Annotated in this window: 18 protein-coding genes; 17 read left to right on the plus strand and 1 reads right to left on the minus strand. The window is 38.2% G+C overall.

The window, feature by feature from the left end; genetic code table 11:
- Window position 1: 1 nt before the first annotated feature.
- A complete protein-coding gene (locus KFZ58_RS05735; RefSeq protein WP_235793846.1) occupies window positions 2–1,249 on the plus strand; it encodes a glutamate-5-semialdehyde dehydrogenase in 1,248 nt (415 codons plus the stop codon).
- 56 nt (window positions 1,250–1,305) lie between these two features.
- Here the strand turns inward: KFZ58_RS05735 and KFZ58_RS05740 are convergent, their stop codons facing one another.
- Complete coding sequence (locus KFZ58_RS05740; protein ID WP_235793847.1) at window positions 1,306–2,076, minus strand: NRDE family protein; 771 nt, start codon at window positions 2,074–2,076, stop codon at window positions 1,306–1,308.
- Between the two features lie 449 nt (window positions 2,077–2,525).
- On the opposite strand from KFZ58_RS05740, the gene KFZ58_RS05745 reads away from it, so the two are divergent.
- The 16 genes from KFZ58_RS05745 to KFZ58_RS05815 all read left to right on the plus strand — a co-directional run bounded on the left by KFZ58_RS05745 (window position 2,526) and on the right by KFZ58_RS05815 (window position 17,488).
- Window positions 2,526–3,323 carry an SDR family oxidoreductase gene (locus tag KFZ58_RS05745; RefSeq protein WP_235793848.1) on the plus strand — a complete coding sequence of 266 codons (798 nt, stop codon included), beginning with the start codon at window positions 2,526–2,528 and terminating at the stop codon, window positions 3,321–3,323.
- A gap of 25 nt (window positions 3,324–3,348) precedes the next feature.
- Window positions 3,349–5,232, plus strand: a complete 1,884-nt coding sequence (locus tag KFZ58_RS05750; RefSeq protein ID WP_235793849.1) for a BglG family transcription antiterminator — start codon at window positions 3,349–3,351, stop codon at window positions 5,230–5,232.
- Window positions 5,233–5,235: 3 nt separating this feature from the next.
- Window positions 5,236–5,709 carry a transcriptional regulator GutM gene (locus tag KFZ58_RS05755; protein WP_235793850.1) on the plus strand — a complete coding sequence of 158 codons (474 nt, stop codon included), beginning with the start codon at window positions 5,236–5,238 and terminating at the stop codon, window positions 5,707–5,709.
- A complete protein-coding gene (srlA, locus tag KFZ58_RS05760; protein WP_235793851.1) occupies window positions 5,693–6,238 on the plus strand; it encodes a PTS glucitol/sorbitol transporter subunit IIC in 546 nt (181 codons plus the stop codon). The genes KFZ58_RS05755 and srlA overlap by 17 nt, the downstream gene beginning before the upstream one ends.
- A 17-nt stretch (window positions 6,239–6,255) precedes the next feature.
- Window positions 6,256–7,278 carry a PTS glucitol/sorbitol transporter subunit IIB gene (srlE, locus tag KFZ58_RS05765; protein WP_235793852.1) on the plus strand — a complete coding sequence of 341 codons (1,023 nt, stop codon included), beginning with the start codon at window positions 6,256–6,258 and terminating at the stop codon, window positions 7,276–7,278.
- Window positions 7,279–7,314: 36 nt separating this feature from the next.
- Window positions 7,315–7,668: a PTS glucitol/sorbitol transporter subunit IIA gene (locus KFZ58_RS05770; RefSeq protein ID WP_235793853.1), complete on the plus strand. Its 354-nt coding sequence runs from the start codon at window positions 7,315–7,317 to the stop codon at window positions 7,666–7,668.
- 409 nt (window positions 7,669–8,077) lie between these two features.
- Window positions 8,078–8,209, plus strand: a complete 132-nt coding sequence (locus KFZ58_RS19140; protein WP_255695068.1) for a hypothetical protein — start codon at window positions 8,078–8,080, stop codon at window positions 8,207–8,209.
- 215 nt (window positions 8,210–8,424) lie between these two features.
- Window positions 8,425–10,482: a BglG family transcription antiterminator gene (locus KFZ58_RS05775; protein ID WP_235793854.1), complete on the plus strand. Its 2,058-nt coding sequence runs from the start codon at window positions 8,425–8,427 to the stop codon at window positions 10,480–10,482.
- 39 nt (window positions 10,483–10,521) lie between these two features.
- Window positions 10,522–11,007: a PTS sugar transporter subunit IIA gene (locus KFZ58_RS05780; RefSeq protein ID WP_235793855.1), complete on the plus strand. Its 486-nt coding sequence runs from the start codon at window positions 10,522–10,524 to the stop codon at window positions 11,005–11,007.
- Between the two features lie 2 nt (window positions 11,008–11,009).
- Window positions 11,010–11,297, plus strand: a complete 288-nt coding sequence (locus KFZ58_RS05785; RefSeq protein ID WP_235793856.1) for a PTS sugar transporter subunit IIB — start codon at window positions 11,010–11,012, stop codon at window positions 11,295–11,297.
- A gap of 81 nt (window positions 11,298–11,378) precedes the next feature.
- Window positions 11,379–12,638 (plus strand): galactitol-specific PTS transporter subunit IIC, encoded by a 1,260-nt coding sequence (locus KFZ58_RS05790; protein WP_235793857.1) that lies wholly within the window; start codon window positions 11,379–11,381, stop codon window positions 12,636–12,638.
- A 49-nt stretch (window positions 12,639–12,687) separates the two neighbouring features.
- Window positions 12,688–13,719, plus strand: a complete 1,032-nt coding sequence (locus tag KFZ58_RS05795; RefSeq protein WP_235793858.1) for a zinc-binding dehydrogenase — start codon at window positions 12,688–12,690, stop codon at window positions 13,717–13,719.
- A 21-nt stretch (window positions 13,720–13,740) separates the two neighbouring features.
- On the plus strand, window positions 13,741–14,412 hold the full coding sequence (deoC, locus tag KFZ58_RS05800; RefSeq protein WP_235793859.1) for a deoxyribose-phosphate aldolase: 672 nt from the start codon (window positions 13,741–13,743) through the stop codon (window positions 14,410–14,412).
- A gap of 69 nt (window positions 14,413–14,481) precedes the next feature.
- A complete protein-coding gene (locus tag KFZ58_RS05805) occupies window positions 14,482–14,640 on the plus strand; it encodes a hypothetical protein (RefSeq protein WP_235793860.1) in 159 nt (52 codons plus the stop codon).
- A gap of 38 nt (window positions 14,641–14,678) precedes the next feature.
- Window positions 14,679–15,731: a galactitol-1-phosphate 5-dehydrogenase gene (locus tag KFZ58_RS05810; RefSeq protein WP_235793861.1), complete on the plus strand. Its 1,053-nt coding sequence runs from the start codon at window positions 14,679–14,681 to the stop codon at window positions 15,729–15,731.
- A 458-nt stretch (window positions 15,732–16,189) separates the two neighbouring features.
- The gene (locus tag KFZ58_RS05815; RefSeq protein WP_235793862.1) at window positions 16,190–17,488 is read left to right on the plus strand and encodes a family 4 glycosyl hydrolase; all 1,299 of its coding nucleotides are present in this window, start codon (window positions 16,190–16,192) and stop codon (window positions 17,486–17,488) included.
- The last annotated feature ends 82 nt before the right edge of the window (window positions 17,489–17,570 follow it).

The raw sequence follows: 17,570 nt of genomic DNA on the forward strand, positions 1-17,570 counted from the left end.
AATGACGGAAGTACAAAACAAAGGAAAAGCCGCAAAAAAGGCTAGTTTTCTATTAACAGGAGCAACGACAGAAGAAAAAAATGCTGCACTAATGTTGATTGCAGAGCAGCTAGTCGTGGACCAAGCAGCTATCTTAAAGGAAAATGCGAAGGACATCAGCGAAGGTAAAGCGAAAGGGTTTTCTGAAGCGGTGCTGGATCGGATTATGTTGCATGAAACACGGATAAAAGATATGGCTGCTGCGATTAAGCAGGTAGCAGCGTTGGAAGACCCAATCGGGGAATTACTCGAAACAATTGAAAAAGAAAATGGACTGCAAATTGAAAAACGACGCGTTCCGATCGGTGTTATTGGAATGATTTATGAAGCAAGGCCAAATGTGACTATAGATGCGGCAACTCTTACCTTAAAAACAGGAAATGCCGTCATTTTAAGAGGAAGTTCTTCGGCTACATTTTCCAATATGGCACTCGTTCAATCCATCCACCGTGCACTGGAAAAAAGCGCACTACCAGTAGATGCGGTTCAATTAATCGAGGACACGAACAGAGAAACGGCAAAAGAATTATTTCAGTTAAATGATTATTTGGATGTGCTGATACCAAGAGGCGGGAAAAATTTAATTGATACGGTCGTTCGTGAATCAACGGTACCGGTAATCGAAACTGGGGCCGGCAATTGCCATGTTTTCATTGACGAAACTGCTAAAAAAGAGATGGCAGAGGAAATCGTATTAAATGCGAAACTGCAACGGCCATCGGTTTGTAATGCGATTGAGTCCGTTTTGATTCATGAAAAATACTTCGAACAATATGGATCCAAGCTCCTGGCTAAACTCCATGAAAATAATGTGGAGATTTATGGGGACGAAGGGGTTTGTAAGGTGTTTTCTGAAGTAAAACCTGCAACAGAAGCAGACTGGGGAAGTGAATACCTTGGTCTCACAGTAAGCGTTAAGATAGTAGCAAATAATGAAGAAGCGATCGATCATATCAACAATTATGGCACGAAGCATTCTGAGGCCATTATCACAGAGAATGACCAACACGCGGCAATGTTCCTGCAAAATGTGGATGCGACAGCTGTCTATCATAATGCTTCTACAAGATTCACCGATGGATTTGAATTCGGGTATGGTGCAGAAATTGGGATTAGTACTCAGAAACTGCATGCGAGAGGACCAATGGGATTACCTGCATTAACATCGAGCAAATTTTTCATACGTGGGAGTGGACAGATTCGCGCGTGAAATAGGATGAAGTATGAGCGAACAGTCATTGGGCTGTTCGCTTTGTTATGTGGGAGTTAGATATTTTCTATCTGAAACGAAAAGTGATTTTCCTTTTTAAACTCTCCTTGATCAAAAGTGCGCTCATGGAACGTGATGTTATCTTGGTTGTCGATGAGTAAAACAGTGGAAGAGCGTGTGCCGTAATCAGGTGTTTGGATAAACAAGGGAGACAATTTCCGTTCAAAGTCCAATTCTACGCCTGTCTCCGGTAAATCGTCATCGGGTGCTTCTTCGGCATCAGAGACGATTTCAAATAATTTATCAGGTTCGATTTCTTCCTGACTCATGACATAGTCCCGCAGATTTTTCTTACCCTTCGTTACTTTCGGCCATGGCGTGTTTAGGGTGTCATTGCTTAGTCCATGGGTGCCTGGCGATATTGCGGTTATTTCGTCATGTACATTATTATAATGGAATAATTTCTCGGCATTACCGACAAGTACATTGTAACCAACATACTTATCTTTGTCCTGCTTTAATGTATGAAGAAATTCCTCCGGTGAAATGTCTGTCCTCAAATAATCTTTAACAATCTCGCCACGGGAAAATTTACTTGCCTGCATGTGGTCCGGATCACGGAAATTCGTTAATGCAGCAAAACGCCCCTGCTTTGTAACACCAAGCCAGGTCCCCATCTGAACTAAATCCCGCCCTGCCAAAATTTGCGGTTCGTCCTCCCAAAAATCAGCAGGTGCAGTAGACCGCTCATAAAACTCATCCCGATTCGCAGCAACAATTAATTTATAGTTTGGATGATCATTTAAGTGTAAGTTGATTAAACACATTTTGTAGCCCCCTTTAGGGAGTATTATACGGGAGGTAGAAGGGGAATGTCGATCCGAACAGTGCCTGTCACGCCCCGGTTTTTGTCGAATATTGTTATGACTGCGGAACGAGACGATAGGTGCGCGGAACAAACTGCTGCGGCCGCTGGACGAGACGCTCCGTTCGCGGAACAAACTGCTGTGACCGCTGGACCAGACGATCTGGCCGCGGGATGAGACGCCCTGACCGCGGAATAAACTGTTGTGCCCGCTGGACGGGACGCTATGTACGCGGGCCCTATAGCTGAAATCGCTGGACGAGATGCTCTGAATGATGAAAATTATACTACCCCCCTCCATCCCCCACAATTATTTTCCCTTTTTCATAAATCTGCACAAAACAACAAATTAATTTTGAAAGCGGTTCGAAATATAATGGATATAGAAAGAGAAAACAAGGAGGCATAATAATGACAAATAATTGGTTGGATATAGATGATAAAGTAGTTATTGTAACAGGTGGGTCATCTGGAATTGGGAGACAAATTGTGCAAACGCTTCTAGATAATGATGCGATTGTATATAACACAGACTTAACCGACAATCCTATTGATCATCCTCGTTATCACTTTAAAGAAACCGATGTTACAGATGAGGAAGCAGTTCGCAGTACAGTTGCATCTATTTTAGAAGAACAATCACAAATTGATGTATTAGTGAATAATGCAGGGATTAACTTACCAAGACTCTTAGTAGATGCAAAAGGTGAGAAGCCGGAATATGAAATTAATAGGAAGGATTTAGACCTCATGCTTGGTGTTAACCTAAAAGGGCCAGTTCTTTTTAGTCAAGAAGTATCCCGTTATTTTGTTCAGGCGAAAAAAGGTGTTATTATCAATATCTCTAGTGAAGCCGGACAAGAAGGCTCAGAGGGACAAAGTGTTTATTCCGCAACCAAAGCAGCATTAATTGGCTTTACAAGAAGCTGGGCAAAGGAATTAGGGAAGCATAATATTCGTGTGGTTGCCATTGCACCAGGAATCTTAGAAGAAACTGGGCTAAGAACACCGCAATATGAAGAAGCATTAGCATATACACGAGACACAACTGTAGACCAATTAAATGGTGATTATTCTAAATCAATCCCAATTCGCCGGGTCGGGCAATTAGCTGAGGTTGCTGATTTAGTGTGTTATCTAAGTTCTGAGAAATCAAGCTATATCACTGGAACAACAATTAACATTTCTGGGGGAAAATCGAGAGGTTAAATCTCATTAGAATAGGGGGGAAGTTATGGAGCTTAATAAAAAGCATTTGAAAATTGTAGAAGTCCTTATGACGGAAAATGTTTCCGCTGAAAAACTTTCCCATCTAATGAAGATATCGCAGAGAACTTTATCCAATTATGTAGCACACATCAATGATTATTTTGAAGGCACTTCTCAAATTATGAAAGAGTATAATATCCTATCTATCCTCATCAATGGCGAAGAACAATTTTTAGATAGATTAGCGATCTTACGACAGGAAATGAACAGCAACGAAGCAGAATTAGAAGAAAGGCAAGAAGCCCTATTTCATCACTTGTTGGAACATGAGAGGATCACGATTGATGATCTTGCCGAAGCACTTTATTTAAGCAAAAGTGTTGTAAATAACATTGTGGGGGAGTTGAAGGATAAATTACAATCTTATCCACTGGATGTTGAGGGAACGCCAAATGTTGGATTACGCTTAGAAGGAAATGAATTCACTATTCGCAAAGTAATTATTGAACAATTTCCCATGCATTATGAAGAAATACCTATTCCAGATCAAATGGAACAAAATTTAATGGATTTGAAAAAGAAATTTCATTTGGATGAAGCTTCTTTTACCAGACTGCGATTAGCTGTACAAGTAACAATTTCCAGGTTAGAGAATGGGCATTTCATAGAGAAGGAATTAGATATTGATTCCCAAGTATTTGACTCAGAGGATTTTAAAAGTTTTCAGGCCTTAAAGGAAGAAATGGTGCGTATCTACTCCATTGAAAATCCCAATCAAGAAATCTTCCTTATCGTGCTTCAATTACTTGGCCGTAGGGCTTCGATTATCGATGAAATGATCAATGAACGTGAACATTCGATGTTGGAGAGAATTATTAAACAGACGATTGAAGATATCAATTATTATTATACCATCAAGATTGATGAAGCAATGTTTAGTAAAGATATCCAGCTGCATATTAAGTATTTAATTAATCGTTTGCTTTTTGATGTCAAAATAAATAATAACTTGGTTGATGATGTGCAACAGCGTTTTCCATTTGCATATGAACTTTCAAGTGTATTGGCAGAAAATATAACAAAAGAAATTAATATTGAAGTTCCAATTAGTGAATTAGGTTTCCTATCGTTATATTTCAGTGTTTACCTGGAGCAGCTGGAACAACAAATCCGAGAAATTCAATCAGTAGCGATTATTACCAACGAAGGATTAAGTACGTCCAAGCTCCTGAAGATTAACTTACAGAAAATCTTTGGTAATCATATTGAGATCGTTGTTTTTAATGAAGAGGCATTTGAAAGTGAAGAAATTGAAGCATTTGATTTAATTATATCCACGATTTGGACAAGTCGATTATTTAATAAAGTGGTCTATATTGAGAACATCATGGACACACAATTGCTGAAATTAAAAATTGAGCAATTCTTGGTTTACAAAGATGTCAGGAACAAGAAATTATTCAATCAAAGTGTCATTGTTGATTTTATTGAGGAAAAAGATTTTTATCATATCGAAAAGCCTCGCGACTATCAGGACGTGATTCGCTTTCTGTCGGAGGAGTTGGTTCGTGAAGGAAAGGTAGATAAAACATTTACGGAAAGAATTATCACGCGTGAACAAGCGAAATCAACTGTGTCAGGAAAAGTAGGTTTTCCACATGTGAGCCACAATGACCATGGGATATTTGTCAAAGTTGCTTTACTAAATACGCCATTACGTGATTATCAAGATGTTAAAATCGTTTTCCTATTAGCTACAGCTGATGAAGCGGGTAATGAGGCGGTCCTAATTAGACTATATGAGGAAGTACTAGCGATTACAACGAATAGTTATATTCTAAATAAAATTACCGAGGATACAAAGTATGCATCGTTCGCGCATATTTTAAATCAAGAAATGAGGAAATAGCTTATGTTTTTCATTATGTTGCTTATTATTTTAGCAGTTGGCTTTGTCGTTCAATATATATTTGGTTTTGTGCAAATCAAACATTTCACAAAGCATTATACTGAGCTTAGAGAAAAAGGTAGAGTTGCGATTGGAAGACGTCCGACGATCATCCGATCAGGAACACTTGTCTTATTTCAATTAAACAATAAGAACGAAATTGAGGAATCACGTTATATGCAAGGAGTAACAGTGTTCTCGCGTATCAAGCATTTAAAAGGTTTAGAAGGAAAAAAGATAAATAAACTCGGGGAAGAAGACCTTGCAAACTACAATAAATTGCTTCAGGGAGCGATACACAATGCACAGCATACGTTTAGGGTAGTACAAGCAGGTGGGGAAATTGAACAAATTCCTTCGCCAATGATGAAAGTAGTGAAGAAAGTAAATAGTATGTTTACAAAGAAAGGGGTAAAGAAACATGGACTTCATAGTTAGTTTTGCGGAAGGGTTTATTAACTTATTCCAAACAGGTGCAGACACATTTATTGACTGGATGGGATCTATCGTACCACTGGTTTTAATGTTACTCATTGCTATGAATACAATTATTCAGTTAATTGGAGAATCACGAATAAATAAGATAGCTCAAAAATCATCAAAGAATCCGTTATTAAGGTATATGGTTCTACCATTCTTAGGTTCTTTTATGCTAGCAAACCCAATGGTACATTCTCTTGGTAGGTTTATGCCTGAAAAATATAAGCCAAGTTATTTTGCAGCTGCAGGACAGTTTGCTCATACAAGTAACGGGATTTTCCCACATATTAACCCGGCAGAATTATTTATTTTCTTAGGGATTGCAAGTGGAATTGAACAGCTTGGATTGCCAATGACAGACTTAGCGGTTCGATATTTATTAGTAGGGTTATTAATGAACTTTATCGGCGGTTGGGTTACTGACTTGACAACAAGCTATGTAGAAAAACAACAAAAAGTAAAACTAAGTAAAAACGTTGATGCGTAGAAGGGTAGGTGCAGATCATGAGTAAAAAGGTGAAAATTGTCAAAGGTTCTGGTGGCTTTGGTGGCCCTTTAGTACTTGGTGTAAATGGCAAAAAAGATAAAGTAATGTATGTAACAGGTGGCCATAAGCCTGCTATTGTAGATAAAATTTGTGAAATTACTGGTGCTACTGCGGTAAATGGATTTGAAACATCGGCACCAGAAGATGAAATCATGGCCGCTGTTATTGATTGCGGCGGGACACTACGTTGTGGTATCTATCCGCAAAAGGGAATTCCGACTATCAATATTATGGCAACAGGGAAAAGTGGCCCATTAAGAGAATATATAACCGAAGATATTTATGTATCGAATGTAGATGTAGATCAAGTAAGTATTGCAGGTGAAGAAGAGACGGATACGAACGGGTCAGCTTCTAATGCCTCTTCTAGTGATTCGGAAAATGAAACAGAGGAACAATCCACTTATTCTAAAGATAAAAAAATTACGGAGACAAAGGCTGAGCAAGGAAAGCAGAGTTTGCTTACAAGGATTGGTTTAGCAGCAGGAAAAGTCATTAATACGTTCTATCAAGCAGCTCGTGATGCAGTACAAACCATGTTGCAAACTGTTATTCCTTTCATGGGGTTTGTAGCGTTGCTAATCGGTATCATCCAAGGTTCGGGGATAGGTGACTTATTCGCTAATGTCATGTCTCCTTTAGCAGGAAACATTTGGGGACTTATGGCTATTGGTTTTATTTGTTCCCTGCCGTTCCTAAGTCCCTTGCTCGGACCAGGAGGCGTTATTGGACAAGTATTAGGGACATTAATTGGTGTAGAGATTGGAAAAGGGAATATCCCGCCTAATCTAGCACTACCAGCACTATTTGCAATCAACACACAAAATGCTGCTGACTTTATCCCTGTTGGTTTAGGATTAGCAGAAGCAGAAACGAAAACTATTGAGGTTGGTGTACCGTCTGTGTTGTATTCCAGATTCTTAAACGGTGTACCAAGGGTATTTGTCGCATGGCTTGCAAGCTTTGGATTATATAAATAACATCATGAATTAATGACTAACTTAGGAGTGTTTAATATGTATCAAACAACAATTAAAGGTATCGGAAAAGACGCGAAAGCTTTTGAAGCAGAAAAAATGATGATTTTATTTGGAGATAATGCACCAAGTGAACTAGCGGACTTCTGCTATGTTATTGATATAGTATCCGTTGATGAAGATATAACAGAAGAACATACATTAAAATTAGATGATGTTTCTTACCGTATTACAAGTGTTGGTGATGCAGTCAGAAAGAACCTAAATGACTTAGGCCACATCACGTTGAAATTCGACGGAAGCACAACACCAGGACAATCTGGTACGCTTTATTTAGAAGATAAAGAGATTGCTGGGGTGGAAACCGGTAGTACAATTACGATTGAAAAATAATAGGATTTGAAGATGAGAGACCTTCACAGCAGATGCTTATTGCTTGTGAGGGTCTTTTTTGATTTTTGGATAGGTTTTACTGGCATGACTATCCACAATGCAAAACTCCAATGTACGGTGTGACATAAACAATAGACCTTCTTTCTGCATAAGCTGTTTCTTCAGTTTAATTAGTCTCTTTCACTACTACAATCGAAAGGTAGAAAGAAAAGGGGGCAATCTTTCCAAAAGCGCTTTACATAACGGTCATTCATTCTGATATATAACTATATTACTATCGTCAACAAACTCCCAGAAGATCGGACGAATTTTTTAATTTCATGCCACCAAATCAACTTTCGATACGATAGTAATTAAAAAGAGAGTTCAATAAAGCAGCAGTGCTTTTTAGACGAGGGGAGATAAACATATGGAAAAAGGCAACGTAACACTCGAGGATATTTTCAAGCAGAATGAAAAAAGAATTCACTATCACATTCACAAACTGAACATTAGAGATCCGCATCAAGAGTTTTACACGGAAGGTCTGGTCGCAATGTAAGTAATCGCTATTCCTAGTTTTCTCCTTCTTTGTTCAATTATACAATTACCCAGAGTAAGAACATTGTACTAAAATGTGAACAAAAAATGTCTAAACTTGGTTTTTTATTGTAAATCACAACGTTGTACATCAAATGTCCAAGAGTTTGTGCTGAAAACGTATTCAACTTAAGGATAATAGGTGTTACAATAAAATTAGCGAAGGGGGGAGAAGAGGTGTCACTGAGTGATCGAAGCACTAAGATTTTGGATGAACTGACTAGTAATCCAAGTATAACTAGTACGGCTTTGGAGAACAAATATAACTTAACTCGTAGACAGCTTGGTTACAGCATTAATAAAATTAATGACTGGCTGATGACCAACAACCTTCCAGTAATAGAAAGAACAAGACAAGGCCATTTTATTATTGATCAATCTGTTTTCACCAAATTTAGTGGCGAACCCGATAACACTCCAAGAGAAACGGCAGTTCTTTCAGAGGGGCAGCGTGTACAAGTAATTATCATGATGCTTATAAGCAGCGATGAGGAACTATCGCTTAATCATTTTACGATAGAATTGGAAGTTAGCAAAAATACCATTCTTAGTGACTTGAAGCAGGCACAAACCTATTTAGATGAGTATGACTTGATTATCCGGTATTCGAGAAAATCGGGGTATTTACTAGAGGGTAAAGAGTTTCAAATCCGAAAGCTGCTCATCAAAGTAACTTATCAATTACTACAAATGCAGAATGGAGAAAACAGATTAAAGGAAATAGCAGCTATCAAAACAGAAGAAATTGATGAATTTAATAGACGTATTGTGAATGTGGAGAATAAGTTAAACTTAAAATTCACGGATGAAAAAATGGTAACGATGCCTTATATACTTATTTTAATATTAAGAAGGATAGAAAATGGGAGTGGAATAAACGCTTTCTCTATCCAGTACGAGGAATTATCCAGCACGAAGGAGTATCAGGCTACGGAGGAAATTTTCCGTAAGGCGGAGCAAATTCCAATGGAAGAACGCTTATTCATTACATTGCACCTATTAACTACAAATGTATATTGGTCGGAGTTTCTGGCAGAAGATGAAGCTGTTCCAAATCTAGTTCCGGCAGTAGATAATATGCTGCGTCTGTTTGAAAAAAGTGCATGTATTTATCTTCAGGAGCGGGAACAGTTGATGGATAAATTAATACAGCATATTAAGCCCGCCTATTATCGAATTAAATATCAACTTACAGAAACGATTGATATTCAGAGTTCCCTGAGTAAAGAATTCAAGGAATTACATCATCTTGTTAAGCGGTCAACAGGCCCGCTTGAAGATTTAATCGGTAAGGATGTCCCTGAAAATGAAACCACCTATATCACGATGCTGATTGGGGGTTGGATGACAAGACAGGGAGACAGCATTGAGAAAAAAACAAAGGCAATCGTTGTATGTCCACAAGGTGTATCGGTTTCAAGACTAATGTTTAACGAATTAAAGGAACTATTTCCGGAGTTTGTGTTCTTGGATTCCTTATCTGTACGTGACTTCCTAAATTATGGTTTAGATTATGATATTGTGTTTTCGCCAACGTATTTGGAAACGGATAAAAATCTGTTTATCTCAAAAGCATTTCTTGGACGGGAGGAAAAATATCGCCTGAGAAAACAAGTGATGCTTGAGTTGCATGGTTATATGCCGAATGATATTAACGTTGATCATTTAATAGATATTATCAAAAATCATACAGTTATTGAAAATGAAAAGGCTTTAAACGAGGATTTGTATAGGTATATATCCCGAGATGAGGAATCATCTATAAGACAGAGTAGGGAAAACAAGGATATTGATTTAGATGAATTGATTACACCAGAATATATAACAGTAAGAGATTCTGTGAATTCTTGGGAGGAAGCAATACGAGTAAGTGCAGAGTCGTTAATTGAAAACGGTAAAATTGATCCGAAATATGTGGAAGCGATGATCCATCACACCGGGGAAGATCCATATATTGTAATTGGCCCAAACATTGCCATACCTCACGCAGCACCTGAAGAAGGGGTGCGCGAGGTTGGAATGAGTCTACTGAAATTAGATGAGGGTGTACACTTTACAAGCGATTACAGTATTAATCTAGTGATTGTCATTGCAGCGGTAGACAAGCAACAACATATTCATGCGCTAATGCAGCTAATGAAACTTGCCGGTTCAGAAAGAGATCGAAAACGAGTAATTAATGCCAGTAGTGCCGAAGAGATTTATGAAATTATAAAATTATATTCCGTTGATTGAGTAGAAAACATGAATAACTTAAATAAAGGGGTGCAGGAAATGAGTGAATTAGTTTTTGATGAATCTGTTATTTTACTAGATATAGAAGGCAGTACAAAAGAAGAAATTTTATCAGCAATGGGGAACAATCTAGTGGACAAAGGGCTTGTGAAAGAAAGCTTCATTAACGCAATTATCGCTAGAGAGGGAGAATTTGCAACTGGCCTTCCAACTGCAGGGTTTTCTGTAGCGATTCCACATACGGATGTGGAACATGTCAACAGAAAAACAATCAGTGTGGGTGTTTTGAGAAATGCTGTTGATTTCGGTGTTATGGGTGATGAGAGTGAAACCACATCCGTGAAATTGGTGTTTATGTTGGCAATGAATGAAGCACATTCACAGCTTGCATTATTACAGAAACTGATGCAGGTATTCCAGAATGAAGAAACGTTGAAGTATCTAGTGAGTCAAACAGACAAAACAAGCATCAAGAATCATTTAGAAGATAAATTAGATTTTGCTGCACTTAAAGGAGGTGAATAATAATGGCAGATAAGAAAAAAGTGTTGGTAGCATGCGGAGCAGGTATTGCAACATCAACAGTTGTTAATAGTGCGATTGAAGAAATGGCAAAAGAAAATAACTTAAAAGTAGATTTAGTTCAAATCAAGATTGCTGAAGTAGATTCTCATGTTGATTCAGCTGATTTACTTGTAACTACTGCAATGACAAAAAAAGAGTTTCCATTCCCAGTAATTAATGCACGCTCTTTTCTAACTGGAATCGGTACTGACGATACAAAAAAACAAATTTTAGAAGAACTAAAAAAATAAACCGCTACGTAGTTATTTAACCTCGATTTCTCTTAGGAGAAATTGAGGTATATAACAGTTTTATATGGAGGAGGTAAAAATATGCAAGCATTTACAGATTTTATCCAAGGCTTTCTTGATCTGGGTGCAACAGTAATTCTTCCGGTTGCCATTTTCTTACTTGGCTTATTCTTTGGCCAAAAACCGGGTAAAGCATTTCGTTCTGGTTTAACAATTGGGGTTGCTTTTGTTGGGATTTTCCTAGTAATCGATTTACTGGTTTTAAACCTTGGTCCAGCAGCACAAGGCATGGTTGAACGGTTGGGAGTAAGCTTGAATGTTATTGATATAGGCTGGCCTGCAACATCTTCCATTGCTTGGGCTTCGGTGGTAGCAGCATTTATTATTCCACTTGGTTTAGTTGTAAACGTCATCATGCTTGTTACGAAAACGACAAAAACAATGAACGTGGATGTTTGGAACTTCTGGCATTATACGTTCATGGCTGCAATGGTTTACGCTATTTCAGGCAGTATTATTCAAGGGTTAGTGGCAGCAGTGCTATTTCAAATCGTCTGTCTTAAAGTTGCAGACTGGACGCAGCCCATGGTTAGCGAATTTTATGAACTTCCGGGTGTTTCTATTGCAACCGGTAGTACAATTTCATATGCACCATTTATTCCAGTAGTAAAATTACTACAAAAAGTTCCTGGAGTAAAAAATTGGAATGCCGATCCAGAAACGATTCAAAAACGATTTGGTATTTTCGGTGAATCTATTTTCATCGGGTTAATTCTTGGTGCAGGTATTGGTGCATTAGCGGGATATAACATTGGTGAAATCATTGAGATTGGTATGTCAATGGCTGCCGTTATGGTTTTGATGCCACGTATGGTTAAGATCCTGATGGAAGGTTTAATGCCAGTTTCAGAATCCGCACGTGAATGGTTAAACAAACGATTTGGGGATAGAGAAATTTATATCGGACTTGATGCAGCAGTAGCACTTGGGCATCCTGCTGTCATTTCAACAGCACTGATTCTTGTTCCAGTCACAGTTCTATTGGCAGTTATTTTACCAGGAAATGCACTGTTACCATTTGGTGATCTGGCTACTATTCCATTTATTGTAGCATTTATTGTTGGTGCTGCAAGAGGTAATATTATTCATTCTGTAATTGTTGGTACCTTCATGATTGCTATCTCACTATACCTCGCAACAGATGTTGCACCGATATTTACGCAAATGGCTGAAACTGCTCAAATTGAGCTGCCAGAAGGTTCAACTCAAGTATCAAGTATTGACCAGGGTGGTAACTTAGTTAACTGGGTAATCTTTAAAGTGTTTAGCTTGTTTAATTAATAGAATCTATTGGATATAAACTAAAATAGATTGTTTAGGAGGACTTCAGATGAAAGCTCTAGTAAAAACAGAACTCGGATTTGGAAATCTGGAAATACAAGATAAGGAAGAACCTCAAGCCGGGAAAGACCAGGTGAAAATTGAAGTAAAATACGCAGGGATCTGCGGTTCAGATATTCATACGTACGAGGGGCATTATAAAGTCGGTGTCCCTGTGACATTAGGACATGAATTTGCCGGTGAAGTTGTAGAAGTAGGTGAAGGTGTTACAGCATTTAAATCAGGCGACCGCGTTACTTCAGAAACTACCTTCTATATTTGTGGGGAATGTGAGTATTGTAAAGCTGGTGACTATAACCTCTGTAATCATCGTAAAGGATTGGGTACACAGCAGGACGGCGGATTTACGAAATATTTGATTGCGCGTGAAGGTAGCGTTCATCATCTTCCTGAACATGTGGATTATAAATCAGCAGCGATGACAGAACCACTGTCATGTACCCATCATGCAGTGGCAAAAACGGATATTAGCGAAGGCGATATTGTGGTTGTAATTGGACCAGGTCCGATTGGTCTATTTACTGCACAGGTTGCTAAAAGTCGAGGAGCTACCGTTTTAATTACTGGTTTAACAAATGATAAAGTGCGTTTGGATAAAGCAAAGGAAATAGGCATCGACTATGCAGTGAACACACAAGAACAAGACATCAAGGAACTTGTTAACAGTCTGACAAACGGCTATGGTGCAGATGTTGTGTTCGAATGTTCCGGTGCGGTTCCTGCAGCGAAACAAGGACTTGATCTTCTGCGTAAAAAAGGGCAATATGGCCAGGTTGGGCTTTTTGCTCAGCCAGAAGTTCAATTCGATCTTCAAAAAATTATTCAAAAGGAAATTCGCGTTGTCGGAAGTAGGAGCCAAAAACCTGCTGACTGGGAACCTTCTCTAGAATTAATGAATAATGGAAGTGTTAACGCTAAAGCAATGGTAACGCACGAATTTGATATTACACAATGGGACGAAGCATACCAGGCAATTAAAAGTGGGGAAGCGATCAAGGTATTATTAACTCCCGTCGATTAAAAATGAAATGGGGCGATTTAATTGGATAAGCAAGAATTGACCAATATTATTGACTATACACTTTTGAAACCGACAGCAAGCAAAGAGGATATTACTCACTTTTGTAATGAAACCATAGAATACGGATTTAAAACAGTATTCGTAAATCCGTATTATGTTTCACATGCGCATAATCTATTATCTCCCCATAATATTAAAGTTGGAGTGCCGATTGGTTTTTCACTTGGCGGAGCAACAACGCACACAAAAGTCGAAGAAACAAAAGAAGCGATTAACAACGGTGCAGAAGAAATAGATATGCTGATTAATTTAGGTGCGTTGAAATCAAAAGAATTTGATGTTGTAAAAAATGACATTGCTGAGGTTGTGAAAGCTTCCGGAGGATTAACAACCAAGGTTATTATTGAAACAGCATTATTAACAAAAGAAGAGAAAATCACTGCCTCTGAAATAATTGTGGAAGCTCATGCGGATTTTGTAAAAACTGCTACTGGTTTTAATGGCGGCGGAGCTACTGTTGAAGATGTTAAGTTACTGCGTTCTGTGGTTGGAGAGAATTTTGGTGTAAAGGCTGCCGGTGGAGTTCGTAATTATGAAGATGCAGTAAATATCGTAAATGCGGGAGCAACTCGTATCGGAGCAAGCGGTGCTATAGCAATTATCTCTGGGGAAACATCAAAAGTTTCGTACTAATTATAAGAAGAACGATTAAGGAATTCTGCTTAATCGTTCAATCACTTGTAATAGAAATGAGGGTGGAAAATGGTAGAAACAATGATAGATTTTATGTTGGGCCCCTTTACGGCAATAAGTGATTTTTACTTTGAATATCAAATCATCTTTAACACGCTTATCGTAGGCTTTGCACTATATAAAATTATTTTCAATAAAAAAAAGAATAAGGATGAATCCGTCAGCTAGTAGAAAGTGTCAACCAGAATTTAGAAAGGATGTTAAAGATGAAATCCCTAAATCTTTATGGCAAGCAAGATATACGTTTTGAACAATCACCTGAACCGGTAATTGAAAAGGAAGATGACGTTATTATCAAAGTGAAAGTTGTTGGTATTTGTGGTTCAGATATTTCCAGATACAATAAATTAGGGCCTTATGTAGAAGGTATGACATTTGGTCACGAATTTGCAGGAGAAGTAACAGAGGTTGGAACAGGTGTAGAAGGAATCAAAGCGGGAGACCGTGTTGCAGGCTGCCCTACTTTCTATTGTGGAGAATGTGAAAGCTGTAGGAAAGGTGAATTATCACGCTGTGAAAAATTAACTGTTATTGGTGCAAGACACCCAGGCGCTTATGCAGAATATGTAAAACTGCCAGCTGAAAATATTGTACCGCTTTCGGATAATGTTGATTATGATACAGCTGCACTGGTCGAGCCTTCATCCGTTGTTGCGCACGGTTTTTACCGTACAAGCATCCAGCCAGGTGCAGAAGTGGCTATCATGGGATGTGGCAGTATCGGATTACTTGCTGTTCAATGGGCAAAAATATTCGGTGCAAAAAAAGTTTATGCTATCGATATTGATAATTCCAAGCTTGAAGTTGCCAAAGAAGTCGGAGCAGACGTTTTAATAAATTCGCTTGAAAAACCCGCTCATGAACAGATTATGGAGCAAACCAATGGCACCGGTGTTGATTTAGCTGTAGAATCAGCAGGATCCCCAATTACATCCGCACAAGTTCTTGCTCTACCCAAAAAGGGTGGAGAAGTCGTATTCATGGGCATTCCTTATGCAGATATCAATATCGAACGTTTCTATTTTGAAAAAATCGTACGTAATGAATTAAGGATACTCGGATCGTGGAACGCCATCTCCTCTCCGTTCCCAGGAAAGGAATGGAGTTCTTCTGTACATTATATGAGTACAGGCCAGATTAATGTACAACCAATGATTTCTCATCGGTTGAAATTAGAAGAAGGGCCGGAAACTTTTGATAACCTTATAAATAGAAAAGGGTCTTATGTAAAGGTTTTGTTTTATCCTGGGGAAGGATAACTAAATATAATTCTGTTAAGCGTCCGTCAATGGACGCTTTTTTGGTGTATAAGTGCTTCTATTCTATACGTTGAATATAATGTTTGTTCTTGTTCAATGAATTAGGAAAGTGTTGTAGCAGTGGTGAGGGACGCACCTAGCAAATCACAAAATTACCCTATCGTAGGAGATGACCAGTTAGCAAGCAGAAGTGTAATAACCACAGCTGCTACTAAGCCACAGATTATACTAGTGGGTGGTGACTTTATGGGGCGTTAGTTCATACGGGTGGAGTTGGCATTTTTTTGCGAATCTGCTTTGGAAATGATAATTTACAGTTAGCCTCAACGTGTATAATATAGATATAGTGACTTTAAGAAAAACAGGCCATCTGTTCATGATTTCACTCTTGACTTAATATGATCTTATCAAAAGCAGTTTAATAGGAAAAACTTAATTCATGTAAATGGAGGCTTTTCATGCTAAAAAAACCAAAAATAGTTATTGTCGGTGCAGGTAGTGCAATTTTTGGACTGAGTATGTTGAAAGATGCCTTTTCTACAAAAGAATTATGGGGCAGTGAACTGGTGTTAGTAGATATTGACAAAGCCGCGGTTGAAAAAGTAACAGTAGCCGCTAATCGGATAAATGATCAGCTTAAGGCAGGATATAAGATTTCATCTACCACTGATAGACTTGAAGCTCTACCAGGAGCAGATTTCGTGATTGTATCCATCGCTGTTGATCGAATGAAAATGTGGAAGAAAGACTTTTCTGTACCACAAAAGCATGGGGTTCCTCATGTTTTAGGAGAAAATGTTGGACCAGGGGCGGTCTTTCACACTATGAGAAACCTGCCGATCATTCTCGATATCTGCAAAGACATCGAAAAATATTGTCCAGAAGCATTATTAATCAACTTCACAAACCCTGAAAGTCGTTTATGTATGGCAATCAAAAAATATACGAATGTGAAAGTGGTAGGGCTCTGTCATCAAATAAATGCGGGGATTGATATTGTTTCTACTTTAACCCATACTGACAGAAAATATATTGATGTGAAAGCATGGGGAATAAATCATTTTACTTGGATGGTTGATATTAGAGATAAACGCACTGGAGAAGACTTATATCCAGCTTTAATAGAAAAAGAGAAAACTTATGATTCTTCCTATGAAAAGTTATCAAGGTTTATCTTCCGTCATTATGGACTTTTTCCAACATCTGGTGACGATCATTTAGGAGAATTTTTCCCCTATGCGCATGAAATGATCAGTAAAGAAGGCTATGATTTTGGGAAATACGAACAAAGGCGTCAAGATGTGGTGAAAATCTTGGAGGGCATTATTAATAAAGATGTTGCTATTGACAGCAATTTGATTAAACCCTCTGGAGAAAAAGCATTTAATATTATAAACGGAATAACAAACAACACCAATGAGCTTCTTGAATCAATCAATTTACCAAACGAAGGGTATATTACAAATCTTCCAGATGATGCAATTGTTGAAGTACCTTCTATAGTCAGCGGTAATGGGGTGAATGGACTTGCTCTAGGTAAACTTCCAAGGGGGATTGCAGCTTTATGTAAAACACAAATTGATGTTCAACACCTTGTAGTAGATGCAGGAGTAAATGGAGACCGGAATTTGGTTGTTCAGGCTTTACTTACTGATCCGAACGTCCCAAGCGCAGATGCTGCAATGAATATTTATCATGAATTAATGGAGGTTAACAAACCTTATTTGAGGCAATTCTCTTATGACTCTTATGATTAATGAAAATAATAAAAGTATATTAACAATTTGACTCCTTAATTTAGTAGTGTCAATTAAACCCAAGAATAAAGGGCAGTTTTCC

It is taken from the genome of Virgibacillus sp. NKC19-16 (assembly GCF_021560035.1).
GTDB classification, from domain to species: Bacteria; Bacillota; Bacilli; order Bacillales; family Amphibacillaceae; genus Virgibacillus_L; species Virgibacillus_L salidurans.

Bases quoted from the DNA above. Each gene is read 5' to 3' on its own strand.
- KFZ58_RS05735 (WP_235793846.1), top strand. From the start codon at position 2: ATGACGGAAGTACAAAACAAAGGAAAAGCCGCAAAAAAGGCTAGTTTT.
- KFZ58_RS05740 (WP_235793847.1), bottom strand. From the start codon at position 2,076: ATGTGTTTAATCAACTTACACTTAAATGATCATCCAAACTATAAATTA.
- KFZ58_RS05745 (WP_235793848.1), top strand. From the start codon at position 2,526: ATGACAAATAATTGGTTGGATATAGATGATAAAGTAGTTATTGTAACA.
- KFZ58_RS05750 (WP_235793849.1), top strand. From the start codon at position 3,349: ATGGAGCTTAATAAAAAGCATTTGAAAATTGTAGAAGTCCTTATGACG.
- KFZ58_RS05755 (WP_235793850.1), top strand. From the start codon at position 5,236: ATGTTTTTCATTATGTTGCTTATTATTTTAGCAGTTGGCTTTGTCGTT.
- srlA (WP_235793851.1), top strand. From the start codon at position 5,693: ATGGACTTCATAGTTAGTTTTGCGGAAGGGTTTATTAACTTATTCCAA.
- srlE (WP_235793852.1), top strand. From the start codon at position 6,256: ATGAGTAAAAAGGTGAAAATTGTCAAAGGTTCTGGTGGCTTTGGTGGC.
- KFZ58_RS05770 (WP_235793853.1), top strand. From the start codon at position 7,315: ATGTATCAAACAACAATTAAAGGTATCGGAAAAGACGCGAAAGCTTTT.
- KFZ58_RS19140 (WP_255695068.1), top strand. From the start codon at position 8,078: ATGGAAAAAGGCAACGTAACACTCGAGGATATTTTCAAGCAGAATGAA.
- KFZ58_RS05780 (WP_235793855.1), top strand. From the start codon at position 10,522: ATGAGTGAATTAGTTTTTGATGAATCTGTTATTTTACTAGATATAGAA.
- KFZ58_RS05785 (WP_235793856.1), top strand. From the start codon at position 11,010: ATGGCAGATAAGAAAAAAGTGTTGGTAGCATGCGGAGCAGGTATTGCA.
- KFZ58_RS05790 (WP_235793857.1), top strand. From the start codon at position 11,379: ATGCAAGCATTTACAGATTTTATCCAAGGCTTTCTTGATCTGGGTGCA.
- KFZ58_RS05795 (WP_235793858.1), top strand. From the start codon at position 12,688: ATGAAAGCTCTAGTAAAAACAGAACTCGGATTTGGAAATCTGGAAATA.
- KFZ58_RS05805 (WP_235793860.1), top strand. From the start codon at position 14,482: ATGGTAGAAACAATGATAGATTTTATGTTGGGCCCCTTTACGGCAATA.
- KFZ58_RS05810 (WP_235793861.1), top strand. From the start codon at position 14,679: ATGAAATCCCTAAATCTTTATGGCAAGCAAGATATACGTTTTGAACAA.
- KFZ58_RS05815 (WP_235793862.1), top strand. From the start codon at position 16,190: ATGCTAAAAAAACCAAAAATAGTTATTGTCGGTGCAGGTAGTGCAATT.